We start from the raw sequence: 25,189 nt of genomic DNA, 5'->3' as shown, positions 1-25,189 counted from the left end.
ATCCTCAAATCAATCCTGCCAGATGGAACTCTTCGTATAACCGTTTTGGCGTCAGTGGCAGTGTATTGATTGCAACACCGGTAGCCATCTTCACCGCGTTACGAATAGCAGCGGCAACAGGAATGATTGGTGGCTCACCCAGTGACTTATGTCCGTATGCGGATTGCGGTTCATTGATTTCGACAAACGCACTTTCCAGTTGTGGCAGATCCGGCATGGTCGGCATTTTGTAATCCAGCAGATTTGGGTTACGTACCACGCCGCTTTTCGCGTCGATGATCATCTCTTCAAATAGCGCCCAGCCAATGCCCATTCCCATCCCGCCGTGTACCTGGCCTTCTGCCAGTAGCGGATTAAGAATATGCCCCGAATCATGAACGTTGAGGATGCGGTTGATAGTGACTTTGCACAGCGCAATATCGACTGTAAGGTCAACAAAGGTGCAGCCAAACGCCGGTGGGTTAGTGGTAGTTTTGATAGAACTTTCTGCAGAAAGCTGTCCGCCACGCTCGGGATGATAAAACGCATCCATTGCCAGATCTTTTAATGACAACAACGACTCTTCCGGTCTTTCAACCAGCACGATTTGGCCTTTTATCAGGGTCAGATTCATCGCTGACTGATGTAGCATGACTGCGGCGTGAGCGATGATTTTCTCTTTCAGCAGCAGCGCCGCACTGCGCAACGCTGGCGCGGCAACGTAGCTCTGACGTGATGCAAACGCGCCGGGGTCGAATGGTGTAATATCGGTGTCTTGTGTCGAAATTACGCGGACATCGCTGACTGGGACACCCACGGTTTCTGCCACCATTTGTGAGAACACGGTGTCGGCACCCTGACCGATTTCTGTAGCGCCGCTTTGCACGTTGATGGTTCCATCCTGATTCATCAACAGGCGTGCGCCCGCGATTTCCACCCCGACAGGCCAGGTGTTAGAGGTGTAGCTAAAACAGGCAACGCCAACGCCTCGCCGCAAATTGCCTTGCTGGTTCCGGCACTCTGCACGGCGTTTTTCCCATTCAAAGATTTTCCGCCCTTTTTCAAGACACTCTGGTAATCCTGCGCTGTAAATACGTTTGCCCGTGAGCGGATTTGCATCGCCTTCTCGAGCAGCATTACGTAAACGAATTTCTACTGGGTCTAGTTCTAACGCGGTAGCGGCGTCATCCAGCATTGATTCGACAGCAAAAACGACTTGCGGTGCGCCATAACCACGCATCGCGCCTGCCGAGGGCAGATTGGTATAGCAGGTCTTTGAACTGTAGGCATAAGCACAACGAGGATAAAGGTAAGCGACTTTGTTACCGCCTGCGGAAGCGATGGAGTGACCGTGGGAGGCATAAGCGCCGGTGTTGGACAGAACATCCAGACTATAACCTTTCAACGTACCATCACGATTCACGCCCATTTTCCCATCAATGGTAAAGGCGTGGCGGGTTCGGGTTGCGAGAAAACACTCTTCACGGCTAAGGGAAACTTTCACCGGAATGCCCCCGAGCTTGCTGGTCAGGAAGGCCGCCATAGGCTCTTCCAGCACATCCTGTTTATTACCAAAACCGCCGCCGACAAACGGTTTAATGACTCGCACACATGACCAGGGAATATCCAGCGCCTGACCGACAACGCGGCGAACAATATGTGGGATCTGCGTACTGGAGACGATGGTAATTCGCGAGTCATCCTCCATCCATGCCAGTGAAGTCACACTTTCCATATGGCAATGCTGAATGACCGGTGTCTGATAATGCCCCTCGATCTGGTAATCTGCCGCATCGATTGTTTGCTGGACATTGCCCGTCGACATCGTGCTTTGTTTAAGTAAATTGCCGCCGTTATGGATTGGTGCTGCGTCTTCTGCCAGTGCCGCTTCTGGTGTGGTGATAACGGGTAATTCTTGCCACTCAATGCTGACTAGTTGCGCCGCTTTTTCTGCCGTGAGCTCATCGCGAGCCACGACAATGGCAACGGCATCACCATGATGACGAACATGGCGGGTTAACAGTGCGCGATCGGCGGTATCGCGTTTATTTTCGTCAAGTGTCCAGGCATGTCCTGCCGTAGCGAATGGGATATCCGGTACATCTTCCCAGGTAAAAATCGCCAGTACGCCCGGCAGGCTTCTGGCTTTTTCATCGTCAATATTTACGGCATAACCATGTGCGATAGGGCTACGTACATATTTTGCGTAACACATGCCCGCCATAACATAATCATCAGTATATCGTGCCCGCCCGGTAACCTTAGCAATGGCATCTACGCGCATACATGATTCACCTGTAGCGGTTGCTTCCCGCGCTTCCATAGAAATCCCCTTGATTTGAACATTTGGTTCTTATGGCAATGATTTAGTCTTTGCAGGCAAGAATTACGCCAGAAACGACTATAAGCATGGGGGGAGGAGGGAAGTGTGATGTTGTTAATAAAACGCCAGGGATGATGCGTTTTTATCAGCAAAGAAAGAGAGGGCTGTGTATCAATATGAGTGTGATAAAAATCATTGTGATAAATGAATATTAGGCGACAGTCAGGATGCCTTCTTTTGCGTTATGATGATGTGCAAATGGGGGATCGCTATCCTAATGGATTCATTCACAATTCTTGATTTGTACATCCATTTTCTGAGCAATGGATTGGGTATCTGACAGGTGGCTGCTATGATATAGCGTCTTGTTTTTTGAGCGAGGAAAGATTTTGAGCGCAGGACGCCCGAATAAAAAAACGCTGGGTATCGTGATGCTGTTATCGGCAGGGCTGCTTCTGGCGGGCTGTTCTGGTAGCAAATCATCAGACACAGGAACGTATTCCGGCTCCGTTTATACCGTGAAACGGGGGGATACGCTTTATCGTATTTCACGCACCACGGGAACAAGCGTAAAAGAACTTGCCCGACTCAACGGCATTTCTCCACCCTATACCATCGAAGTTGGTCAAAAGTTGAAGCTTGGTGGGGCAAAAAGTAACCGCAGCTCGAGAAAAAATACAGCCAAATCAACGACGAAAACAGCGTCAGTCACTCCACCGCCAGTGGTTCCGAAATCTTCATGGCCGCCCGTCGGACAACGTTGCTGGTTATGGCCAACGAGTGGAAAAGTTATCATGCCTTACTCAATGGCTGATGGTGGTAATAAAGGGATTGATATTGCTGCAGCGCGCGGGACGCCAATATATGCAGCCGGCGCCGGTAAGGTGGTGTATGTCGGTAACCAATTACGTGGCTACGGTAATCTCATCATGATTAAACACAGTGAAGATTACATCACTGCTTACGCTCATAACGACACGATGCTGGTAAACAATGGGCAAAATGTTAAGGCTGGGCAAAAGATAGCGACGATGGGCAGTACGGATGCTGAATCTGTGCGGTTACATTTCCAGATTCGTTACCGTGCTACGGCGATTGATCCTTTGCGCTACTTGCCGCCACAGGGCAGTAAACCAAAGTGCTGATGGTGAATTAATCAGCAGTCAGTAGCAAGGCACTTGCTAAGAAGAGCGTAAGGTTTATAATGCCTTACGCATCTCAAAGCGGGCGTAGTTCAATGGTAGAACGAGAGCTTCCCAAGCTCTATACGAGGGTTCGATTCCCTTCGCCCGCTCCAGTTTTTATATCCTCATTTATTTTTCTTTTTTTATCGAAACTTTCCATTCTTTTAATGTGCTTACATCAAGTATGGCTGAATCAAATAACAACAATCAAAAATAAGTAGAGCTTGTGTGCTCCTCGACATTAGCAGTCATAAACGAGTTTGCATTCGTTATACCAGTCGAGGATTATCACGACTCACGCTACTGCACATTGACTATTAAAATCGATATTATTATTAGTTTTTGATAATTGCTTTAATTTTTGGATGTTATTAATAATAACTAAATAGCATTCTTTCTCTGTTCCTTGATAAACGTGTGTGCATTTTTTATTCTGTGTTGCAGAAATATATGCATTAATGCATTTTTTTATTACCACAGCTTTATGCATATCAGGTTCAAGTAACAGTGCCTGGTCTATACAAGCAATTGCATCCTCAATTTTATCGTTATATATATTTACCAGTGCACGATAATAGTATAAGGCGGCGATATCTAATATTTGTGTCTGCGCATGTTCAAAAAAAATACGTGATGTCGTTGCTTGTCCGGAAAGACCAGTTATCAATCCCATGATTCCTGAAATCTTTCCATCACAAATAGTTTTATCTGACACCTTATCTATAAATGCGAATGCTTTTTGAGTTGCATCTTTGTGTTCATTCATACCATGAAGAGCCAGGGATATATAGCATTCAGCCAACAGGCAATGACACTCATTTATTAGAGACGGAATATTGTGTTTTTTTTCAGGTGTTCAAATATCGTTATTGCTTTGACAATACTTTCAGGCGTGAACTCATTTAGCGCGTTTTTTCCGTTAGACATTTCTTTTGATAAAATATGGTCATTAAAAGAATCGCGTTGACTAATCAAGCCCTGTACAGCTTTAGGCTTCTTCATAGCCAGATACAAATTACTTATTATAAATTGTGATACTTTTTGTATATCATCCGCTTGCAGATGTGTGCTGGCAACAAGATAAAAGCTTTTTGCATCGATCACCTCAACATATAAACTATTTGATGTTCCATGTTGGTTGATTCTTCCGGTTATAAAATAATCCGGTTTGAATCTGGCCAGAAAAGCTGTTTGAGATTTATTATCTATACAATATTGGGTTGCTGCCAGTGGGTATATATAAAGGTCATCATTTTTTTGGTTTGAGATAAGTTGTACAAGATCCTGATTTAGTGTTAATGGATCATGATGACTGTGAGACGTTGTAAATGGAAATAAAGCAACCGTACTTCCTTCTTCATTATTTTGGTTCCCTTTTATTTTGAAAACTTGCCCACTGAATCGATAGCCTTTCCTGTATATGGTTTCTATACAGCGGGTATAACCGATGCGTTCAAAAATACATCTTAATGAATATATACACCGTGTAAGGGACTCGTCACTTACAATCACATTTTTCCACACGGACTCAATGATCATATCTTTTGATACAACATTGCCAGATGATTCAAGCAATACAAATAATACGCCAAGCTCTTTCGGAGGTATGTAAGATTGCTCATTCCCTTTTGTAAGAATACCATCTTCTGTAAGAATTATTCCATCAGGAAAATGATATGAAAACTTAATTTCTAAATCCATTAGCTAACCCCTGTAAAGTTTATGGTTATTTACGTCCTGAATGAGTAATAGATATAACTGATATTCATATATGTTTTATTAAACTGTATATGATTTTGTATATATAAAATTCCATGACTGTTTGCATTAATTTATAGAGGATTTTTTCGAATGTAACCTGAAATGTCCTTAATTAATGCTTTTTAATCATGTTTCTACATAACTAATTGAAAAGCAATGATAAACTGACGCGACCATCATTCCTTAACTGAGTGCTGATTTTGATTTAAGATAAGAAAACATAGTCAGGTAACAGCTATATATCGAGTTCTAACCTTGTTTGTGAATGTTATAGTAACGATATCTTTCCCTGTCAGTTTATTATTGCTTTTGATATGCCAGACATAAAATATATTTGTTTGTTTTTTGCACCATCATGTATATAATTTATTACAATGGAGTATTCTCGCTGGGGATATTTCCTTCAAATTAATACCAGCAAGGCGTTAATTTGAAGAGTGAGTGTCATACTGAGAGAAGGGGAATATATTGCTGATGTTTTTAGGGAGTGGAAGGTTGCTATATAGATATGTATGGTTATAAAAAATTATAGAAATATTGCATGTGTTATTTTACTATTTTTATTTCGACCGTGTCAGGGGTTACCTTGCACAGTACATAATCGCCCTGTTACTAATGTTAAAAAGAAAACCGCGATTACCCTGTGTTTGTATATTATAGCTTATCATTTTTCCTGAAAAGACATAGAAGTCAGGAAGGAGTAGTGCGAGTTTATTATCTTCAACTTGATCGATAATATCGAATTTATTTATTTTGTTGGAGGTGAGATGCAAAGTATTATAATTTTCAGTCCATGTATATTCAATATCACGTCGAATTGCTTTATAAGCCTTTGTGTTTTGTTTCCATGTGCCGCTCAGTGCAACTATGCCTGTCTTTTTGTTTTTATTATACATAAAGTCAAGGGTAAGATTGGCTTGTCCCTGGTCATTAAAAATAACCCAGTTAGCCGTACATTTTTCATTGTATGCGATTTGCTGTTTAGAATAATGATAGGTAATAAAAAGAACAAATCCGCTAATAAAACATAAAATAAGTATCAGGGCTTTTTTATAACGAGTCACGATTAATCCCACGATAAGACAAAGTTAAACAACCTGCAACTTCGTTATTTCTATAGCTTTTTTTGCAGGCCATAACAATCAAGCCCGGAAACGATCTGGCAAGAGGGAAATATAGCCATGGATATTTTTTGCAGTCAATTCCTGACGCTAATATATGCTTTTTATATTTATCAAAATCTTTCAGGCCATTAATGCTATCTTCTGTTACATTAAAATGACAACCATTTATTTCTGCAACAGTCCTGTAATCTCTAAAGAATGGTTTGGGTTGATTATTATTCCATAGTAAAAATGCGGTAAGCAAACCCACACCAAATGCACTTAACATGAGTAAATAAAATTTAGAGTGCCGGAGTATGTTCCTGACATGATTATCTGGAGCAGAATTTATCTCTTTAACCCCATCTGTAACGTTCAAACTGAGGGGAGAGTTGTGCTTTTGAACATCTATTGCAGAGAGGGGGGTATGATTTTCTATGTTGATATCGTTATTGAGCTTGAACCCTTTTCTCGGCACGGTTGCAATAAGCGAATGGGTCGTATCACCAACCGCGCGAAACCCACGCCTGATAATCGATATGTTTTGGTATAACGTGTTGACCGGTACACGCATACCTTCTTCTTCCCAGACTCTGGAGAAAAAGTCCTGCTGGGCGACCACATCTGGAAAAGCTTCGAGTAGCAACGATAAACACCTGCTTGCGGGCGTTGTCAGAACAACGTTCAACTCGGCGTCATGTACCGAAATTAATTTCTTGTGTTCCGGCCAGAACTCAATATTATTGTTAATAATCCAGTACATAGGTCAATAAAACACAGCATCAAGAAAATTCAAATGAGATAGTTTGGTAAGTATATTAGTATTCATCTAATAAATATATATTAATTTTATATTCATTATGACAATTATAATTGCAATATATTAATGCAACTTAAATAACCATGTGTGTTAACAAATTTAACGGTTATAACGTCTACTTTTATGGTTTTTTCTCTCATGAATTTTTGAATAGCACACAAAATTCACATGATTAAACTAAAAATTAACAAGCGGACTTGAAGCTCATCGTATAAAATACGGGCATTATTATAAATGCCCGTATATACAATAATTATTATTGTGGATAGTTACGTTTCAATGCTGAACTGAGTTTGAACGTATAAATAATTCGTTTATTTTACCACCCATCCTTTTTTCAATTCTTTGCTTGTAGGCGTAGATGCTACGGATATCCATGTCGAGAGTGTCTGCAATCTGATATGGATTATAGCCAGAGACCATATGCCCCATTATGGTGAACTCCATTTGAGTCAACGTATTGCCTCTGGTAAATGACAGGTAACGACCAATAAACAACTGCCTGATCTTCTCGTTAGCAACATCCAGTCCATCATCATTATATATAATGGCTGATATTGCGGGGTTGTGTTTTCTCCAGTAATTAGCAAGAGATTGCATATTCCTGTCGCTTATCAACACAATTCCCATTTCCGTACTTGCAAGATACTCAATCCAGTCTTTATCCAGGAAAAGACGTAAAAAACTTACTGAAAAATCCACAAAAATGTATCCGCTTAATCGAGCATTGTGATTTTTACTTAATATGCCTTCAACCACGCCACGATTAAAATACGAACTATCTTCGGGCCACATACAAAAACAGGCGTTTGCACAATACTGCAAGCGCGGTGACTTTTCTGGCATTATTTGGCAATGCATTGAGCAACTATTGCATGTAAGACTTTTATATCTACTACAAAGTCTCATGTTAATAACCTCCCTATTCATAGATAATCGCATAATTTCATTGGTTATTGATGATGTCAATACACCCTGATTTAATAAGCTTTTAATTGGAATTTGCGTTTAATCTGTATTTGATATTATTCTCAATAAGATATTTAAGAATGCATCATTAAGTTTTAAATATGGCTTGATTTCACTCATTTAACCATGTTTGGCTTATCGCAAATCAGATAAATGCTTAATGCATTAGGAATATCTATACTGCAAATTGTTTTCGAATAACCAGACGATATCGTGTAAATCTAAGTGACGCATCTTAAATAGTCTTATTTAAGATGTTCAGATTTTTACTGAGGATAACAGCTTGATATTGTTTGTTTATGCTATAGATAGTCAGGAGGGTGATTAATGGTGGAGAGGCATTGTAAGAACTGGAATGGTTCAAAATAATGACTATTTTGAACCATTCTCATCAGCGATTAACTAAAGAACATTACCGATACGCACAGGATACCCACGATCAACGTAATTAGATTTCCGATGGAGCGCCAGGGTTTAAGGGCTGGAATGAGATACGTAGACAGTGTTGGCATGATAAAAAGAATCATGGCAATGAGCGGACCACTGATCGCGTAAATCATCGAAATTGCGTTAGGGTTGATGCAGCAAACGATGAAAGTAATCAGTGATACCAACATAATTGACAGCGCGCGGTTAAATGCACGGCTTTTTTTAACGCCCGCCTGCTGTAACGTGGTTTTGACTAATTCCGTCGCACCTTCAATAACGCCAAAGTAGGTGCCTAAAAATGATTTAGACATTGCAACTACCGCGACAATAATCCCGGAAATTGACAACCATGCAGGGGAATTTGGCAGCATAGACAGTGCCGATAAAATGGTGACGCCTTCCTCTTTGGCTGCCTCAATATATGAAGGTGGAATTGATAACAGGCAGCTAAACACGAAGAACAGCACGCTCACACAGATGATGAGATAAGCGACCTTCATAATTTTTTTGCATTTATCCATAGCGTGTTCGCCGTATTTTTCTCGTCTGTCGATGGCAAACGTAGAAATAATCGGAGTATGGCTAAAGGCGAAAACCATCACGGGAATCGATATCCATATCTGGTGAAGGGTATTCTGATTGAACTCTACCTGGGTTGTTAATAAAGAAGGCTGCCAGCTACCGACCAGGTAGATGGAAAGAAATAAGAAGTAAGCAATCAGCGGGAAAACCAAAAATCCCATTACCCGAATTGTGGCATGACGCCCCATCAGAAAAATAAGATTCAGGATTAACACAACGCCAAGACTCACCAGCATACGGATGCGTAGATCAATGACCATATGCTTCGCCAGCTGTTCAGTGAGTGAGTTGGTGATTGCCACTGCGTATATCAGTACAACGACAAAAAAGGCAATGAAGTACAGAGTGGTAATCAGATTACCGATCTTCTTGCCATAGTAGTGAGTTACCGCGCCAGTGATCCCTTCGCCTGCCGATGTTTTTGAAGAAAGGATGAACTGGCACAAGGCCTTATGTGGCCAATATGTTAAAGGCCAGGCGACCAGTGCAGTAATAAACAGGACCACCGCTCCTGCTGAACCTAATTGAATAGGAAGGAAGAGCGTGCCTGCGCCAACGGCTGTGCCGTAGAGTGCGAAGCTCCAGAGAGTTTCTTCTTTTGACCAAATTTTAGACATTATTTGAACGTATCATCTACAAATTAAACAAAATGGAGGGCAATTTACCATAAACCAGGCCGGACATGGGAGATTAACGCTATATCAACCTCTGGATTGGTGTGTTAGTAGATGCAAACCTTGCGTGCCAGTCAGATATCATCCTCCCTTCTTACGGTAAATTTCCTTTGTGATAAAAATCACTTTTTTTAAACATTTTGGATAATTGAAATTAACAATCATTTACTATTGCGCTGTTAATTGGTGCGAGGTTGTGATGAAAGATGTTGTGATTGTCGGTGCGTTACGAACACCTATCGGCTGCTTTCGTGGCGCGTTGGCTGGTCATTCTGCGGTAGAATTAGGCAGTCTGGTCGTGAAAGCATTATTAGAGCGCACCGGCGTTGCTGCACATGCGGTGGATGAAGTGATTCTTGGACAGGTTCTGACTGCCGGGGCAGGGCAGAATCCAGCACGGCAATCTGCCATTAAAGGTGGTCTTCCCAACAGCGTTTCGGCAATTACCATTAATGATGTTTGTGGTTCCGGGCTAAAAGCTTTGCATCTTGCTACTCAGGCGATCCAGTGTGGCGAGGCTGATATTGTTATTGCCGGTGGTCAGGAAAATATGAGTCGTGCGCCACATGTTTTGACTGATAGCCGCACCGGAGCACAGCTTGGCGATAGCCAATTGGTTGATAGCCTGGTGCATGATGGCTTGTGGGATGCATTCAATGATTACCATATTGGTGTCACTGCCGAAAATCTGGCGCGCGAATATGGTATCAGTCGTCAGTTACAAGATGCCTACGCACTTAGCTCACAACAGAAAGCGCGGGCGGCCATTGATGCCGGACGATTCAAAGATGAGATCGTCCCGGTCAGAACGCAAAGTAACGGGCAGTTACTGATTGTTGATACCGATGAGCAGCCGCGTACTGATGCCAGTGCCGAAGGGCTGGCTAGTTTAAATCCGTCATTTGATAGTCACGGTTCTGTTACCGCAGGAAATGCCTCATCCATCAATGATGGCGCGGCTGCGGTAATGATGATGAGCGAAGCTAAAGCACATGCGTTGAATTTACCCGTGCTGGCACGTATTCGCGCCTTTGCCAGCGTTGGTGTTGATCCTGCACTGATGGGTATTGCTCCTGTGTATGCGACTCGCCGTTGCCTGGAGCGTGTAGGCTGGCAGCTGGCTGATGTTGATCTTATTGAGGCTAATGAAGCATTTGCCGCGCAGGCGCTTTCTGTTGGCAAGATGCTTGAATGGGATGAACGCCGGGTCAATGTTAATGGCGGCGCGATTGCATTGGGTCATCCGATTGGCGCCTCTGGTTGCCGCATTTTGGTTTCTTTGGTTCATGAAATGGTGAAACGCAACGCTCGTAAAGGATTGGCTACACTCTGTATTGGTGGTGGTCAGGGGGTGGCGTTAACTATTGAGCGTGACGATTAGATCTGTATTTCTTCCTTATCCGTTAAACCTCTACCGCCATCAAGCTGCTTTATAATGATGGCTGGCACGTCTATGCATATCCCATATAGAACCTGACTTTTTCCTTTCCCCGGCTTATTCGTGATCGACACTACACTTTTCACAATCGCCTTCTTAAAAATGAAACAATGTTTTATTTTTAATTGAAAAGAGCACATCACGGGCTTATCATCCTTCAATAGAAAAACGAAACGATGTTTCACAATCGTTCTAATTTCACACTTCAATGATTATCGGAGGTTGATGTGGACGTAAGACAGAGCATCCACAGTGCGCACGCGAAAACGCTGGATACCCAAGGGCTGCGCAATGAATTTTTGGTTGAAAAGGTATTCGTCGCGGATGAGTACACCATGGTTTACAGCCACATTGACCGTATTATTGTTGGCGGCATTATGCCGGTAGCAAAAACGGTTTCCGTTGGCGGGGAAGTAGGAAAACAACTGGGCGTGAGCTACTTTCTTGAGCGTCGTGAGCTGGGCGTTATCAATATTGGCGGAACCGGTACGATTACCGTCGATGGCCAATGTTATGAAATCGGTCACCGCGACGCCCTCTATGTTGGTAAAGGTGCAAAAGAAGTTGTTTTTGCCAGCATTGATAGCGCCACTCCGGCGAAGTTTTATTACAACTGCGCACCTGCTCACACGACGTATCCCACCAAAAAAGTCACGCCGTCTGAAGTGTCTCCGGTTACGCTGGGCGATAATCTCACCAGTAACCGCCGCACGATTAACAAATACTTTGTGCCGGATGTGCTGGAAACCTGCCAGTTGAGTATGGGGCTAACGGAACTGGCACCGGGAAACCTGTGGAATACCATGCCGTGCCACACCCACGAGCGCCGGATGGAAGTTTACTTCTATTTCAACATGGACGATGACGCCTGCGTTTTCCACATGATGGGGCAACCGCAAGAAACGCGTCACATTGTGATGCATAACGAACAGGCGGTGATTTCCCCAAGCTGGTCTATCCATTCAGGTGTAGGAACCAGGGCTTATACCTTTATCTGGGGCATGGTCGGTGAAAACCAGGTCTTTGATGATATGGACCACGTTGCCATTAAAGATCTGCGCTAGTCGCGGATATATATGAATAAGGTATTCTCATGATTTTAAATGCATTTTCTCTTGAAGGTAAAGTTGCAGTTGTCACCGGTTGTGACACTGGGCTGGGGCAGGGAATGGCGTTGGGTCTGGCGCAAGCGGGCTGTGACATTGTTGGCATCAACATTGTTGAGCCAACAGAGACCATTGAACAGGTCACTGCGCTGGGGCGCCGTTTTTTAAACCTGACCGCCGATCTGCGTAAGATTGATGGTATTCCAGCACTGCTGGATCGTGCAGTGGCAGAATTTGGTCATATTGATATCCTGGTGAATAACGCCGGATTAATTCGCCGCGAAGATGCTCTCGATTTCAGCGAAAAAGACTGGGACGATGTGATGAATCTGAACATCAAGAGCGTGTTTTTCATGTCCCAGGCGGCGGCGAAGCACTTTATCGCGCAGGGCAATGGCGGCAAGATTATTAATATCGCGTCAATGCTTTCATTCCAGGGCGGGATCCGCGTGCCCTCATATACCGCATCAAAAAGCGGCGTAATGGGTGTGACGCGCCTGATGGCGAACGAATGGGCAAAACACAACATCAACGTTAACGCGATTGCTCCGGGTTACATGGCGACCAACAATACTCAGCAACTGCGGGCTGATGAACAGCGTAGTGCGGAAATTCTGGATCGTATTCCAGCGGGGCGTTGGGGGTTGCCGAGCGATCTGATGGGGCCGGTGGTGTTTCTGGCGTCCAGTGCTTCTGACTATGTTAATGGCTACACCATTGCCGTGGATGGCGGCTGGTTAGCACGTTAATTCATTTTGCTTACATTTATGACCCTGTCACATTGGCAGGGTTTTTTATTTCTGATAATCAACATAATCCATATCATGGCTATTAAATAATCCATATTAATTATCAATTGATAAGTTTTGTTGGTTTTATCTGCTTTAAAATTAGTTGCTTAATAATAATGTCATTAATTTCACTTAATTTTAAAAGTGTAATGTCCATCACATAACTGCATGTGGCAGCAATTTAATCCATATTTATGCTATTTCCGACCTGACACCTGAGTTAATTGTTCACGTATTTTTTCACTATGTCTTACTCTGTGCTGGCAGGAAAAAATGGTTACTATCAATACGGAATCTGCTTTAACGCCGCGCCCTCTGCGTGATACGCGGCGTATGAATATGTTTGTTTCGGTAGCTGCTGCGGTCGCGGGATTGTTATTCGGTCTTGATATCGGGGTTATCGCAGGTGCATTACCGTTTATCACCGATCACTTTGTGCTGACCAGTCGTTTGCAGGAATGGGTCGTCAGTAGCATGATGCTTGGCGCAGCAATCGGTGCGCTATTTAACGGCTGGCTGTCATTCCGTCTGGGACGTAAATACAGCCTGATGGCTGGTGCTGTGCTGTTCGTATTGGGCTCAATAGGATCAGCGTTTGCCACCAGTGTCGAAATGTTAATCGCGGCCCGTGTGGTTCTGGGGATTGCGGTGGGGATTGCCTCTTACACTGCGCCACTGTATCTCTCTGAAATGGCGAGTGAAAAAGTACGTGGCAAGATGATCAGTATGTACCAGTTAATGGTCACGCTTGGCATCGTTCTGGCGTTTTTATCCGACACAGCATTCAGCTATAGCGGTAACTGGCGCGCAATGTTAGGTGTTCTTGCCTTACCGGCAGTTGTGTTGATTATTCTGGTGGTCTTCCTGCCGAATAGCCCGCGCTGGCTGGCGGAGAAAGGGCGTCATATTGAGGCGGAAGAAGTGCTGCGTATGCTGCGCGATACGTCGGAAAAAGCGCGAGACGAACTCAACGAAATTCGTGAAAGCCTGAAATTAAAACAGGGCGGTTGGGCGCTGTTTAAGATCAACCGTAATGTCCGTCGAGCAGTGTTTCTCGGTATGTTGTTGCAGGCGATGCAGCAATTTACCGGTATGAACATCATCATGTACTACGCGCCTCGCATCTTCAAAATGGCGGGCTTTACGACCACAGAACAACAGATGATTGCGACTTTGGTCGTGGGGCTGACATTTATGTTCGCCACCTTTATTGCTGTCTTTACAGTAGATAAAGCGGGGCGTAAACCGGCACTGAAAATTGGTTTTAGCGTGATGGCATTGGGAACTTTAGTGTTGGGCTATTGCCTGATGCAGTTTGATAACGGTACGGCTTCCAGTGGTTTGTCCTGGCTCTCTGTTGGCATGACAATGATGTGCATTGCCGGTTATGCGATGAGCGCCGCGCCAGTGGTGTGGATCCTGTGCTCCGAAATTCAGCCACTGAAATGCCGCGATTTTGGTATTACCTGCTCGACCACCACAAACTGGGTGTCGAACATGATTATTGGCGCGACCTTCCTGACTCTGCTCGATAGCATTGGTGCGGCAGGTACGTTCTGGCTCTACACTGCGCTGAACATTGCGTTTGTTGGCATCACCTTCTGGCTTATTCCGGAAACCAAGAATGTCACGCTGGAACATATCGAACGTAGACTGATGGCTGGTGAGAAATTGAGAAATATCGGTGTCTGATTTCACAGGCCGGATGTGCTGTACATCCGGCCTTTTTTTCGCTAATAGAGATCTGGCACCAGGCCGTTGAGGCGTTTGTCTCGTTCCTTAATCAGCCCTGTTGCGGTAACTCACACCAGGAGAGAGGAATGAAAACAATTGGTTTGCTGGGAGGAATGAGCTGGGAATCCACCATTCCTTACTATCGCCTGATAAATGAAGGCATTAAACAGCGACTTGGCGGGCTTCACTCTGCGCAAGTGCTGCTACATAGCGTCGATTTTCATGAAATAGAAGAGTGCCAACGTCGCGGTGAGTGGGACAAAACAGGAGAGATTCTTGCCAGTGCGGCGCTTGGATTACAACGGGCAGGAGCAGAAGGTATTGTGTTATGTACCAATACGATGCACAAAGTAGCAGATGCCATCGAGTCTCGTTGCTCACTGCCTTTCTTACATATTGCGGATGCCACCGGGCGTGCCATCACCCGTGCTGGAATGAAGCGCGTGGCGCTGCTGGGAACGCGCTACACCATGGAACAGGATTTTTATCGTGGACGGCTGGCAGAGCAATTTTCTATCGATTGTCTGGTGCCTGAAGCGGATGAGCGGGCGAAAATTAATCAGATTATTTTTGAAGAGCTGTGTCTGGGGCAATTTACCGAAACGTCACGCGCTTATTATGCACAAGTCATTACTCGTCTCGCAGAACAGGGGGCGCAGGGCGTGATTTTCGGTTGTACTGAAATTGGTTTACTGGTGCCAGAGGAGCGCAGTGTCCTGCCCGTGTTCGATACCACCGCTCTTCATGCCGAGGATGCCGTCGCCTTTATGCTGTCGTAACTCGCTACAAAATAGCGTTAAGTGAGGCAACCAGATTCGGTAAACCTGCCTGTAAGTGCTCACTAAATGCCTGCACCAGTGCTGATGACGGGCGGTGAAGGGGGCGAATCAGGCTAACGGTAAACGGAACTGCAATGCTAAATCGCCGTACCACTAAACCGCTTGCCGCATAATCCAGTGCGGTGAGCGGGTTAACCACGGAAACTCCCGCCCCCGCCCGTACCATCGCGCAGACTGACGCGGCGCTGTGGGTCTCCACAATCATGCGGCGTTTAACCTGATGTTCATTAAATAGTTGATCCAATAACTGGCGATAGCTGTCAGTACGGGAAAGGCTGATGTAATTCTCACCCTGAAAATCTTCCGGCGTTAATACCTCTTTTGCTGCCAGCGGATGCCCCTGCGGTAAAACACATACTTCATCTAAAGACAGTAATTCAGTACGTTCCGTACCCGCAGGTGTATGCAGCGTCTCGGTGAGGCCTAAATCATGGCGCTGGGCCGAGAGCCACTCTTCAAGTAGCGGCGATTCCTGCGGCACTATGTTTAAGCTGACTTCAGGATAGCGAGCCAGAAACGGTTGCATCAGTGGCGGCAAAAAAGACTGCGAAAAGACCGGCAGGCAGGCAATAGACAGTTCGCCCTGGCGAAACTCGCGCAAACTTTCTGCGGCACTGACAATGCGATCCAGGCCGTACCAGGATCGCTGCACCTCTTCGAACAGCCGCAGTCCTTGCACGGTAGGATGTAATCGTCCACGTACGCGCTCAAACAATTTCAGCCCAATCACTTTTTCAAAGCGCGCCAGTTCGCGGCTGACAGTGGGTTGTGAAGTATGTAGCAGTTGTGCCGCTTCAGTCAGGCTGCCGGCGGTCATCACCGCATGAAAAATTTCAATATGACGTAAGTTAACGGCGGCCATCTGCTTAATCTCATTCTTCGGTAATCCATATCATTTTTGCATAGACCTGGCATAAATCGATATTTTTTATTCTTTTTATGATGTGGCGTAATCATAAAAAAGCACTTATTCAGATTGTTGACAATGTGCGCTTTGTTGATGCGCCTACAAGATCTTGCAAATTCAATATATTGCAGGAGCCATGTAGGCCTGATAAACGAAGTGCATCAGGCAATGTTTTATTCGCCGTCAGCCTCACTTATTCGGAGTTTGTTATGCCACATTCACTGTTCAGCACCGATACCGATCTCACCGCCGAAAATCTGCTGCGCTTGCCTGCAGAATTCGGTTGCCCGGTTTGGATCTACGATGCACAAATCATTCGTCGGCAGATTGCGGCTCTGAAGCAGTTTGATGTGGTGCGCTTTGCGCAGAAAGCCTGCTCCAATATCCATATTTTGCGCTTAATGCGAGAGCAGGGCGTGAAAGTAGATTCCGTCTCGTTGGGCGAAATCGAGCGCGCGCTGGCGGCGGGATACAATCCACAAACGCATCCCGATGATATTGTTTTTACCGCTGATGTTATCGACCAGGCTACGCTCGAGCGTGTCAGTGAATTGCAAATTCCGGTGAATGCGGGTTCTGTCGATATGCTCGACCAACTAGGCCAGGTTTCGCCAGGGCATCGGGTATGGCTGCGCGTTAATCCGGGATTTGGTCATGGACATAGCCAAAAAACCAATACCGGCGGCGAAAACAGCAAGCACGGTATCTGGTATACCGATCTTCCCGCCGCACTGGAAGTAATACAGCGGCATCAATTGCAGCTGGTCGGCATTCACATGCACATTGGTTCCGGTGTTGACTATGCGCATCTGGAACAGGTGTGTGGTGCGATGGTGCGGCAGGTTATCGACTTTGATCAGGATTTACAGGCGATTTCTGCTGGCGGTGGGCTTTCAGTTCCTTATCAACAGGGAGAAGAAGCGGTTGATACCGAGCATTATTATGGCCTGTGGAATGCGGCACGTGAGCAGATCGCTCATCATTTGGGTCACCCTGTGAAACTGGAAATTGAACCGGGTCGCTTCCTGGTGGCGCAGTCTGGTGTGTTGATTACCCAGGTGCGAAGCGTCAAACAGATGGGGAGCCGCCACTTTGTGCTGGTTGACGCCGGGTTTAACGATCTGATGCGCCCGGCAATGTACGGCAGTTACCATCACATTAGCGCACTGGCGGCTGATGGTCATTCCCTTGAGCACGCACCAACGGTGGAAACCGTCGTCGCCGGGCCGTTATGTGAATCGGGCGATGTCTTTACCCAGCAGGAAGGGGGAAATGTTGAAACCCGCGCCTTGCCGGAAGTGAAGGCAGGTGATTATCTGGTACTGCATGATACAGGGGCATATGGCGCATCAATGTCATCCAACTACAATAGCCGTCCGCTGTTACCAGAAGTTCTGTTTGATAATGGTCAGGCGCGGTTGATTCGCCGTCGCCAGACCATCGAAGAATTACTGGCGCTGGAATTGCTTTAACTGCGGTTAGTCGCTGGTTGCATGATGACTTGCCTCCAGCGACGGAGTTGACACTGAATGGCGACGTACCAGCGTCGGACTAAAGACATTAGTGATTTCCGGGAGAGGGCGATTATCCGCCAGCGCCAAAGCCAGTTCGGCAGCCTGGGTCGCCATCGTCACGATTGGGTAACGCACGGTGGTCAGACGCGGGCGCACATAGCGCGATACCAGCACATCATCAAAGCCAATCAATGAAATCTCACCCGGTACATCAATACCATTATCATTGAGTACACCCATCGCGCCTGCCGCCATTGAATCGTTATAACAGGCCACGGCAGTGAAATTTCGCCCCCTTCCCAGCAGTTCAGTCATTGCCTGTTCGCCGCCGCTTTCATCCGGTTCGCCAAAAGTTACCAGCCGATCATTGGCCGGAATACCGCTTTCGGCAAGGGCATCGTAATAACCCTGCAGACGATCTTCGGCGTCAGAAATAGAGTGGTTAGAGCAGAGATAACCAATGCGAGTATGGCCTTGTTGAATCAAATGACGCGTCGCCAGCCAGGCGCCATAACGATCGTCCAGTGCGATGCAACGATTCTCAAACCCCGGAAGGATCCGGTTGATCAGCACCATACCGGGCATTTGTTTCATCAATGCTGTCAAATCGGCATCGGGAATCATTTTGGCATGAACGACCAGTGCGGCGCAGCGATGGCGGATCAACTGCTCAATGGCCTGACGTTCTTTTTGCTCGTTGTGGTAACCATTACCAATCAATAAAAAATTACCCGTGTGATAAGCCACCTGTTCAACCGCTTTCACCATTGCGCCGAAAAAAGGATCAGAGACATCGCCAACAATCAAACCAACGGTTTCGGTGGCCTGTTGTGCCAGCGCCCGGGCGTTGGCGTTCGGGTGATAGCTAAGAGACTCCATTGCACTATGTACAGCCAGCCGGGAAGCTTCGCTGGCTTTGGGAGAATTATTAATGACGCGGGAAACTGTGGCGACTGAAACGCCTGCCAGTCGGGCTACATCCTTTATGGTCGCCATGAAAATACCTTTGTGGGTAAACGCTTACATTCTGTCAGTGTTACGGAAAACGTCCGTTGGTTCAAGGGGCGTGGTACTTTCAGCGCGGGGAATGTGAGCGAAACGCAAATAAGTAAGACAAAAAAAGAGATTGCAAACCTTTGGTTACACTTTGCGAAACGCTGTTGCGATTGACCGCTGGTGGCGTTTGGCTTCAGATTGATAAAGTGGTGATCCCAGAGGTATTGATAGGTGAAGTCAACTTCGGGTTGATCACATGAATTACACCAACCTGCGCGGATGCGCAGGTTTTTTTTCGCACCCATTTTACTGTCGCTCGCGTTCTCCTTCTGGTGTAATCTCGCACCATTCGCTTTTACTGAAGAATGAGCAAAGGGAGTTGGAATGCTTTTTAGCTTTTTTCGTAATTTGTGCCGTGTCCTGTACCGTGTTCGCGTGACAGGCGACACCCAGGCACTGAAGGGCGAGCGCGTTCTTATCACGCCCAATCACGTCTCATTTATTGATGGCATATTACTGGCGCTGTTTTTACCCGTTCGCCCTGTTTTTGCCGTTTACACCTCCATCAGCCAGCAGTGGTATATGCGTTGGCTGAAATCATTTATCGACTTCGTTCCCCTCGACCCGACGCAACCTATGGCAATTAAACATCTGGTACGTCTGGTGGAACAGGGGCGACCGGTGGTGATTTTCCCTGAAGGACGAATCACGACAACCGGTTCGCTGATGAAAATCTACGATGGCGCGGGTTTTGTCGCTGCGAAGTCAGGTGCGACAGTCATTCCAGTGCGTATTGAAGGGGCGGAACTTACGCACTTCAGCCGCCTGAAAGGTCTGGTTAAACGTCGCTTGTTCCCGCAAATTCATCTGCATATTTTGCCACCAACGCAGGTACAGATGCCGGATGCGCCGCGTGCCCGTGACCGTCGCAAAATCGCTGGCGAAATGCTGCATCAAATTATGATGGAAGCGCGTATGGCAGTGCGCCCGCGTGAAACGTTGTACGAATCCTTTTTGAGTGCGATGTACCGCTTCGGTGCGGGTAAAAAGTGTGTCGAAGATGTCAATTTTACCCCTGACACCTATCGTAAATTACTTACCAAAACGCTGTTTGTCGGGCGCATTCTTGAAAAATACAGTGTTGAAGGGGAACGCATCGGCTTAATGCTGCCCAATGCGGGCATCAGTGCGGCAGTGATTTTCGGAGCCATCGCACGTCGTCGCATTCCCGCAATGATGAACTACACCGCTGGGGTAAAAGGGCTGACCAGTGCCATTACGGCGGCTGAAATCAAAACCATCTTCACTTCCCGCCAGTTTCTCGATAAAGGCAAACTCTGGCATCTGCCGGAACAGTTAACTCAGGTACGTTGGGTCTATCTGGAAGATTTAAAAGCGGACGTCACCACTGCCGACAAAGTGTGGATCTTCGCGCATCTGCTGGTGCCGCGCCTCGCACAGGTAAAACAGCAGCCAGAAGAAGAGGCGCTGATCCTCTTTACCTCCGGTTCTGAAGGTCATCCGAAGGGTGTTGTCCATAGCCATAAAAGCATTCTGGCGAACGTCGAGCAGATTAAAACCATTGCCGACTTCACCACCAACGATCGCTTTATGTCGGCATTGCCACTGTTCCACTCTTTTGGTCTGACTGTTGGCCTGTTTACGCCCCTGCTGACGGGCGCAGAAGTATTCCTTTATCCAAGCCCGCTGCATTACCGCATTGTGCCGGAACTGGTGTACGACCGCAGTTGTACCGTGCTCTTTGGCACCTCGACCTTCCTCGGTCACTACGCGCGCTTTGCCAACCCGTATGATTTCTATCGTCTACGCTATGTGGTGGCAGGCGCAGAGAAACTGCAAGAAAGCACCAAACAGCTTTGGCAGGATAAATTTGGCCTGCGCATTCTTGAAGGTTACGGTGTGACGGAATGCGCGCCGGTGGTGTCCATCAACGTACCGATGGCGGCGAAACCAGGTACGGTAGGGCGTATTTTGCCTGGTATGGATGCTCGGCTGCTGGCGGTTCCGGGTATCGAAGACGGTGGCCGCCTGCAACTGAAAGGGCCGAACATTATGAACGGCTACCTGCGGGTAGAGAAGCCGGGCGTGCTGGAAGTGCCCACCGCCGAGAATGTTCGCGGCGAAATGGAGCGCGGCTGGTATGACACGGGCGATATCGTGCGTTTCGACGAGCAGGGCTTTGTGCAGATTCAGGGGCGCGCGAAACGCTTTGCCAAAATTGCAGGCGAAATGGTGTCGCTGGAAATGGTGGAACAACTGGCCATTGGTGTTTCACCAGACAAGATGCATGCCACTGCGATTAAGAGCGATGCCAGCAAAGGTGAGGCGCTGGTGCTTTTCACCACGGACAGTGAACTGGCGCGCGATAAACTGCAACAGTATGCCCGCGAGCACGGCGTGCCGGAACTTGCCGTACCGCGCGACATTCGCTATCTGAAACAGATGCCATTACTGGGCAGCGGTAAACCTGACTTTGTCACGTTGAAAAGCTGGGTAGACGAAGCGGAACAACACGATGAGTGAGTCAGTGCACACTAACACTTCGCTGTGGTCGAAGGGGATGAAAGCGGTTATCGTCGCGCAGTTTCTCTCTGCGTTTGGCGATAACGCGCTGCTGTTTGCCACTCTGGCGTTACTGAAAGCACAGTTCTATCCGGAGTGGAGTCAGCCCGTCCTGCAAATGGTGTTTGTAGGTGCTTACATTCTTTTTGCGCCGTTTGTCGGGCAGGTGGCCGATAGCTTTGCCAAAGGTCGGGTGATGATGTTTGCCAACGGTCTTAAGCTGCTGGGTGCTGCCAGTATCTGCTTTGGCATCAATCCCTTTCTCGGCTATACGCTGGTCGGCGTGGGAGCAGCGGCGTATTCACCGGCGAAATACGGCATTCTTGGTGAATTGACCACTGGCAGCAAGTTAGTGAAAGCTAACGGTTTAATGGAAGCCTCCACCATTGCAGCGATTTTGCTCGGTTCCGTAGCCGGTGGTGTACTGGCTGACTGGCATGTCCTGGTCGCTCTGGCAGCATGTGCGCTGGCCTACGGTGGTGCGGTCGTCGCCAATATCTACATTCCAAAACTGGCGGCGGCGCGTCCGGGGCAGTCGTGGAATCTCATCAACATGACCCGCAGTTTCCTGAATGCCTGCACCTCGTTATGGCGCAATGGAGAAACGCGTTTTTCGCTGGTAGGCACCAGTTTGTTCTGGGGAGCAGGCGTCACGCTGCGTTTCCTGTTAGTGCTTTGGGTGCCGGTGGCGCTGGGCATTACCGATAACGCAACGCCGACCTATCTCAACGCCATGGTGGCGATTGGCATCGTGGTTGGTGCCGGCGCGGCAGCGAAGCTGGTCACGCTGGAAACCGTTTCACGCTGTATGCCCGCCGGGATTTTAATTGGCGTGGTGGTACTGATTTTCTCCCTGCAACATGAGCTGCTGCCAGCCTATGCCTTGCTGATGTTGATTGGCGTGCTGGGCGGCTTTTTTGTCGTTCCATTGAATGCGTTACTCCAGGAGCGGGGTAAAAAAAGCGTCGGGGCGGGGAATGCGATTGCAGTACAGAACCTGGGCGAAAACAGTGCCATGTTGCTGATGTTGGGCATTTACTCGCTGGCGGTCATGGTGGGTATTCCTGTCGTGCCCATTGGCATTGGCTTCGGTGCGCTGTTTGCGCTGGCAATAACGGCGCTGTGGGTCTGGCAACGCCGTCATTAATATTTAACGCCGGGTAAGCCCGGCGTTAATGCTTAAGGTGCCGGATAAGTATAAACCTGATGCACCGCTTCAATTTCAGTTAATACGTCTTCGCTCAACTCCAGATGTAAACTTTCGATGTTAGTTTTCAACTGTTCCATCGTCGTTGCGCCCAGCAGCGTGCTGGCAACAAACGGTTGGCGGCGTACAAAAGCGAGCGCCATCTGAGCAGGATCGAGACCATGACGTCTGGCAATATCAACATATGCCGCGACAGCTTTTTGCGTTTGCTCACCACTATAACGGGTGAAGCGACTAAAGAGCGTATTACGCGCACCAGCCGGTTTTGCACCATTGAGATATTTACCGGTCAGCGTGCCGAAACCCAGGCACGAATAGGCCAGCAACTCGACGCCTTCATACTGGCTGACTTCCGCCAGACCCACTTCAAAGCTGCGGTTTAACAGACTATAGGGGTTCTGAATAGTGACGATGCGCGGCAGATCGTGTTTGTCCGCCAGATGTAGATAACGCATTACGCCAAATGCGGTTTCATTCGACACGCCGATATAACGAATTTTCCCTGCGCGTTGGTATTCTGCCAGTGCATCCAGCGTATCCAGCAGCGAAACCGCAGGCGCGGAATCCGTCCAGCTATAACCGAGTTTGCCGAAGCAGTTGGTCGGGCGCTGCGGCCAGTGTACCTGATAAAGATCGAGGTAATCAGTCTGTAGGCGCTTGAGGCTGTCATGCAGAGCTTCGCGGATATTCTTCCTGTCCAGCGCCTGATCCGGGCGAATACCCTTGTCATTGTTGCGCGACGGTCCGCTCACTTTAGAGGCGATAATTAATTTTTCGCGGTTACCATGTTTTGCCAGCCAGTTACCGACATAGGTTTCGGTCAGACCCTGAGTTTCGGGGCGCAGCGGTACAGGGTACATCTCGGCAACGTCGATAAGATTAATGCCCTGAGCAACGGCATAGTCGAGTTGTGCATGGGCGTCGGCTTCGCTGTTCTGTTCACCAAACGTCATCGTGCCAAGCCCCAGCGTGCTGACTTCCAGCGAGCTGTGGGGTATACGGTGATATTGCATAGCCGTTTCCTTTTTATAATCACGACATAAGGAATATAAAAATGGCAGAGGGAAGGGAAAAGGGAAAGCGAAAAATCTTAAGGCCAGCCGGATGCTGACCTTATTTTTTAACGTTCAATAATTTGCGAGACATCATCGCGGTTAATTTGCATCGCGTTACCTTGTTGATCGTGATAACTCACAAGCCCGGTATCATCGTCAATTTCCGGTTTTCCATCAGTCAGGATCATTCGACCATCTTTAGTTGCCATCACATAATCGCTGCTACAACCGGAAACAGCAAATGCCAGTCCGACTGCGGAAATTAATACTGCCCATTTTTTCATCCGGTTATCCTCATTAAGCCCATCAATGATAATAGTCTGTTTATAATCTGACGTTATACATCTTGAAAGCAGGAAAGTCTTAAACTGTGAGAATAAAGGGAAGACGTTCGCTCTCCCACAGGAGAGCGAACGGAATATCAGAGCGGATTCTTTTTATTGCGAATCAGGTTGAGGCTTTCTACTGCAATGGAGAAGAACATCGCGAAGTAGATGTAACCTTTCGGTACGTGGATATCGAAACTTTCCAGGATCAGGGTAAAGCCCACCAGAATCAGGAAAGAGAGCGCCAACATTTTCACTGATGGATGGCGTTCAACAAAATCACCAATCGAACGTGCGGCGAACATCATCACGCCTACGGCAATGACTACGGCCGCCATCATAATAAACAGGTGATCCGACAGACCCACGGCGGTAATCACCGAATCGAGGCTGAAAATAATATCCAGCAGCATAATCTGCACGATAGCGCCGAGGAATGATGAAACACGTGTTTTCAGCCCTTCTTCTTCGCCTTCGATAGACTCGTGGATCTCCTTACTGGCTTTCCAGATAAGGAACAGACCACCCAGCAGCAGAATCAAATCACGAGCGGAAATTTCCTGATTGAAAATTGTAAAAAGCGGATTCGTCAGGCGCGTAACCCAGGCAATCGACGCCAGCAGCGCCAGACGCATAACCATGGCTCCTGCCAGTCCCAGACGCCGCGCGTGACCACGCTGTGCGGTGGGCAACTTTGCGACCACCAGAGAAAGGAAAATAATATTATCGATCCCAAGAACGATCTCCAGCAGCGTCAGCGTACCGAGCGCAAGCCAGGCGTTAGGATCGGTTATCCATGCAAATAACATCTAAAAAGCCCTGCCCAAAAAATGAAGCGGTAATTATATGCCCGGAATGCAGCAGGTCAA

19 protein-coding genes, 1 tRNA gene and 1 pseudogene are annotated in these 25,189 nt (G+C 47.1%); 10 read left to right on the top strand and 11 right to left on the bottom strand.

Annotated features, from left to right (window positions below):
- Positions 1-4: 4 nt before the first annotated feature.
- Positions 5-2,302 carry a xanthine dehydrogenase molybdenum-binding subunit XdhA gene (gene xdhA, locus WES_RS04550; RefSeq protein ID WP_016159653.1) on the bottom strand — a complete coding sequence of 766 codons (2,298 nt, stop codon included), beginning with the start codon at positions 2,300-2,302 and terminating at the stop codon, positions 5-7.
- A 389-nt stretch (positions 2,303-2,691) separates the two neighbouring features.
- Between xdhA and actS the strand changes: the two genes are divergently transcribed.
- Together actS and WES_RS04560 are read left to right on the top strand one after the other, a co-directional pair.
- Positions 2,692-3,447: an amidase activator ActS gene (gene actS / locus WES_RS04555; RefSeq protein WP_016159652.1), complete on the top strand. Its 756-nt coding sequence runs from the start codon at positions 2,692-2,694 to the stop codon at positions 3,445-3,447.
- A gap of 78 nt (positions 3,448-3,525) precedes the next feature.
- Positions 3,526-3,599: transfer RNA gene (locus WES_RS04560), tRNA-Gly, on the top strand.
- Positions 3,600-3,781: 182 nt separating this feature from the next.
- Here the strand turns inward: WES_RS04560 and WES_RS0121720 are convergent.
- From WES_RS0121720 to WES_RS04580, 5 genes and pseudogenes are all read right to left on the bottom strand, one after another.
- Positions 3,782-5,187 (bottom strand): annotated as a pseudogene (locus tag WES_RS0121720) (winged helix-turn-helix domain-containing protein).
- 641 nt (positions 5,188-5,828) lie between these two features.
- The gene (locus WES_RS04565; protein WP_000199214.1) at positions 5,829-6,311 is read right to left on the bottom strand and encodes a hypothetical protein; all 483 of its coding nucleotides are present in this window, start codon (positions 6,309-6,311) and stop codon (positions 5,829-5,831) included.
- Entirely contained in the window at positions 6,298-7,113 is an 816-nt protein-coding gene (locus WES_RS04570) for a winged helix-turn-helix domain-containing protein (protein ID WP_016159650.1), read from the bottom strand. Before WES_RS04570 ends, WES_RS04565 begins: the two co-directional genes overlap by 14 nt.
- A gap of 333 nt (positions 7,114-7,446) precedes the next feature.
- Complete coding sequence (locus tag WES_RS04575; RefSeq protein WP_010354900.1) at positions 7,447-8,079, bottom strand: helix-turn-helix transcriptional regulator; 633 nt, start codon at positions 8,077-8,079, stop codon at positions 7,447-7,449.
- 458 nt (positions 8,080-8,537) lie between these two features.
- The gene (locus WES_RS04580; protein ID WP_000036850.1) at positions 8,538-9,767 is read right to left on the bottom strand and encodes an amino acid permease; all 1,230 of its coding nucleotides are present in this window, start codon (positions 9,765-9,767) and stop codon (positions 8,538-8,540) included.
- A 256-nt stretch (positions 9,768-10,023) separates the two neighbouring features.
- On the opposite strand from WES_RS04580, the gene WES_RS04585 reads away from it, so the two are divergent.
- From WES_RS04585 to ygeA, 5 genes are all read left to right on the top strand, one after another.
- On the top strand, positions 10,024-11,205 hold the full coding sequence (locus tag WES_RS04585) for an acetyl-CoA C-acetyltransferase (RefSeq protein ID WP_000656049.1): 1,182 nt from the start codon (positions 10,024-10,026) through the stop codon (positions 11,203-11,205).
- A gap of 284 nt (positions 11,206-11,489) precedes the next feature.
- Positions 11,490-12,326: a 5-dehydro-4-deoxy-D-glucuronate isomerase gene (gene kduI / locus WES_RS04590; RefSeq protein ID WP_000383242.1), complete on the top strand. Its 837-nt coding sequence runs from the start codon at positions 11,490-11,492 to the stop codon at positions 12,324-12,326.
- 29 nt (positions 12,327-12,355) lie between these two features.
- Positions 12,356-13,117 carry a 2-dehydro-3-deoxy-D-gluconate 5-dehydrogenase KduD gene (kduD, locus tag WES_RS04595; protein ID WP_016159649.1) on the top strand — a complete coding sequence of 254 codons (762 nt, stop codon included), beginning with the start codon at positions 12,356-12,358 and terminating at the stop codon, positions 13,115-13,117.
- A gap of 315 nt (positions 13,118-13,432) precedes the next feature.
- Complete coding sequence (gene araE, locus WES_RS04600; protein WP_000256428.1) at positions 13,433-14,851, top strand: arabinose-proton symporter AraE; 1,419 nt, start codon at positions 13,433-13,435, stop codon at positions 14,849-14,851.
- A gap of 128 nt (positions 14,852-14,979) precedes the next feature.
- Positions 14,980-15,672 (top strand): amino acid racemase, encoded by a 693-nt coding sequence (ygeA, locus tag WES_RS04605; protein WP_016159648.1) that lies wholly within the window; start codon positions 14,980-14,982, stop codon positions 15,670-15,672.
- 4 nt (positions 15,673-15,676) lie between these two features.
- Here the strand turns inward: ygeA and lysR are convergent, their stop codons facing one another.
- Complete coding sequence (lysR, locus tag WES_RS04610) at positions 15,677-16,594, bottom strand: DNA-binding transcriptional regulator LysR (protein ID WP_000741843.1); 918 nt, start codon at positions 16,592-16,594, stop codon at positions 15,677-15,679.
- 254 nt (positions 16,595-16,848) lie between these two features.
- On the opposite strand from lysR, the gene lysA reads away from it, so the two are divergent.
- On the top strand, positions 16,849-18,111 hold the full coding sequence (gene lysA, locus WES_RS04615; RefSeq protein ID WP_016159647.1) for a diaminopimelate decarboxylase: 1,263 nt from the start codon (positions 16,849-16,851) through the stop codon (positions 18,109-18,111).
- A gap of 6 nt (positions 18,112-18,117) precedes the next feature.
- Here lysA and galR read toward each other — a convergent pair whose 3' ends face one another.
- Positions 18,118-19,149, bottom strand: a complete 1,032-nt coding sequence (gene galR / locus WES_RS04620; protein WP_016159646.1) for an HTH-type transcriptional regulator GalR — start codon at positions 19,147-19,149, stop codon at positions 18,118-18,120.
- A gap of 384 nt (positions 19,150-19,533) precedes the next feature.
- Here galR and aas point away from each other — a divergent pair, with 384 nt between their 5' ends.
- Together aas and lplT are read left to right on the top strand one after the other, a co-directional pair.
- Positions 19,534-21,693: a bifunctional acyl-ACP--phospholipid O-acyltransferase/long-chain-fatty-acid--ACP ligase gene (gene aas / locus WES_RS04625; protein WP_016159645.1), complete on the top strand. Its 2,160-nt coding sequence runs from the start codon at positions 19,534-19,536 to the stop codon at positions 21,691-21,693.
- Positions 21,686-22,879 carry a lysophospholipid transporter LplT gene (gene lplT, locus WES_RS04630; protein ID WP_000004643.1) on the top strand — a complete coding sequence of 398 codons (1,194 nt, stop codon included), beginning with the start codon at positions 21,686-21,688 and terminating at the stop codon, positions 22,877-22,879. The genes aas and lplT overlap by 8 nt, the downstream gene beginning before the upstream one ends.
- A 32-nt stretch (positions 22,880-22,911) precedes the next feature.
- On the opposite strand, the gene WES_RS04635 is transcribed toward lplT, so the two are convergent.
- From WES_RS04635 to WES_RS04645, 3 genes are all read right to left on the bottom strand, one after another.
- Positions 22,912-23,952: an NADP(H)-dependent aldo-keto reductase gene (locus WES_RS04635; RefSeq protein WP_016159644.1), complete on the bottom strand. Its 1,041-nt coding sequence runs from the start codon at positions 23,950-23,952 to the stop codon at positions 22,912-22,914.
- A gap of 107 nt (positions 23,953-24,059) precedes the next feature.
- A complete protein-coding gene (gene ygdR, locus WES_RS04640) occupies positions 24,060-24,278 on the bottom strand; it encodes a lipoprotein YgdR (protein WP_000758660.1) in 219 nt (72 codons plus the stop codon).
- Positions 24,279-24,415: 137 nt separating this feature from the next.
- On the bottom strand, positions 24,416-25,129 hold the full coding sequence (locus WES_RS04645; protein ID WP_000895630.1) for a TerC family protein: 714 nt from the start codon (positions 25,127-25,129) through the stop codon (positions 24,416-24,418).
- Positions 25,130-25,189: the final 60 nt, after the last annotated feature.

The organism is Escherichia sp. KTE31, from assembly GCF_000407925.1.
In the GTDB taxonomy this organism is placed as follows: domain Bacteria; phylum Pseudomonadota; class Gammaproteobacteria; order Enterobacterales; family Enterobacteriaceae; genus Escherichia; species Escherichia ruysiae.
This window is presented reverse-complemented; position numbering and strand designations above follow the sequence as displayed.

What these genes read in the sequence shown, in the direction of transcription:
- ygdR (WP_000758660.1), bottom strand. Translation starts at nt 24,278, where the DNA reads ATGAAAAAATGGGCAGTATTAATTTCCGCAGTCGGACTGGCATTTGCT.
- WES_RS04575 (WP_010354900.1), bottom strand. Translation starts at nt 8,079, where the DNA reads ATGAGACTTTGTAGTAGATATAAAAGTCTTACATGCAATAGTTGCTCA.
- ygeA (WP_016159648.1), top strand. Translation starts at nt 14,980, where the DNA reads ATGAAAACAATTGGTTTGCTGGGAGGAATGAGCTGGGAATCCACCATT.
- galR (WP_016159646.1), bottom strand. Translation starts at nt 19,149, where the DNA reads ATGGCGACCATAAAGGATGTAGCCCGACTGGCAGGCGTTTCAGTCGCC.
- kduD (WP_016159649.1), top strand. Translation starts at nt 12,356, where the DNA reads ATGATTTTAAATGCATTTTCTCTTGAAGGTAAAGTTGCAGTTGTCACC.
- lysR (WP_000741843.1), bottom strand. Translation starts at nt 16,594, where the DNA reads ATGGCCGCCGTTAACTTACGTCATATTGAAATTTTTCATGCGGTGATG.
- WES_RS04645 (WP_000895630.1), bottom strand. Translation starts at nt 25,129, where the DNA reads ATGTTATTTGCATGGATAACCGATCCTAACGCCTGGCTTGCGCTCGGT.
- WES_RS04635 (WP_016159644.1), bottom strand. Translation starts at nt 23,952, where the DNA reads ATGCAATATCACCGTATACCCCACAGCTCGCTGGAAGTCAGCACGCTG.
- araE (WP_000256428.1), top strand. Translation starts at nt 13,433, where the DNA reads ATGGTTACTATCAATACGGAATCTGCTTTAACGCCGCGCCCTCTGCGT.
- aas (WP_016159645.1), top strand. Translation starts at nt 19,534, where the DNA reads ATGCTTTTTAGCTTTTTTCGTAATTTGTGCCGTGTCCTGTACCGTGTT.
- xdhA (WP_016159653.1), bottom strand. Translation starts at nt 2,302, where the DNA reads ATGGAAGCGCGGGAAGCAACCGCTACAGGTGAATCATGTATGCGCGTA.
- lplT (WP_000004643.1), top strand. Translation starts at nt 21,686, where the DNA reads ATGAGTGAGTCAGTGCACACTAACACTTCGCTGTGGTCGAAGGGGATG.
- WES_RS04570 (WP_016159650.1), bottom strand. Translation starts at nt 7,113, where the DNA reads ATGTACTGGATTATTAACAATAATATTGAGTTCTGGCCGGAACACAAG.
- lysA (WP_016159647.1), top strand. Translation starts at nt 16,849, where the DNA reads ATGCCACATTCACTGTTCAGCACCGATACCGATCTCACCGCCGAAAAT.
- WES_RS04580 (WP_000036850.1), bottom strand. Translation starts at nt 9,767, where the DNA reads ATGTCTAAAATTTGGTCAAAAGAAGAAACTCTCTGGAGCTTCGCACTC.
- WES_RS04585 (WP_000656049.1), top strand. Translation starts at nt 10,024, where the DNA reads ATGAAAGATGTTGTGATTGTCGGTGCGTTACGAACACCTATCGGCTGC.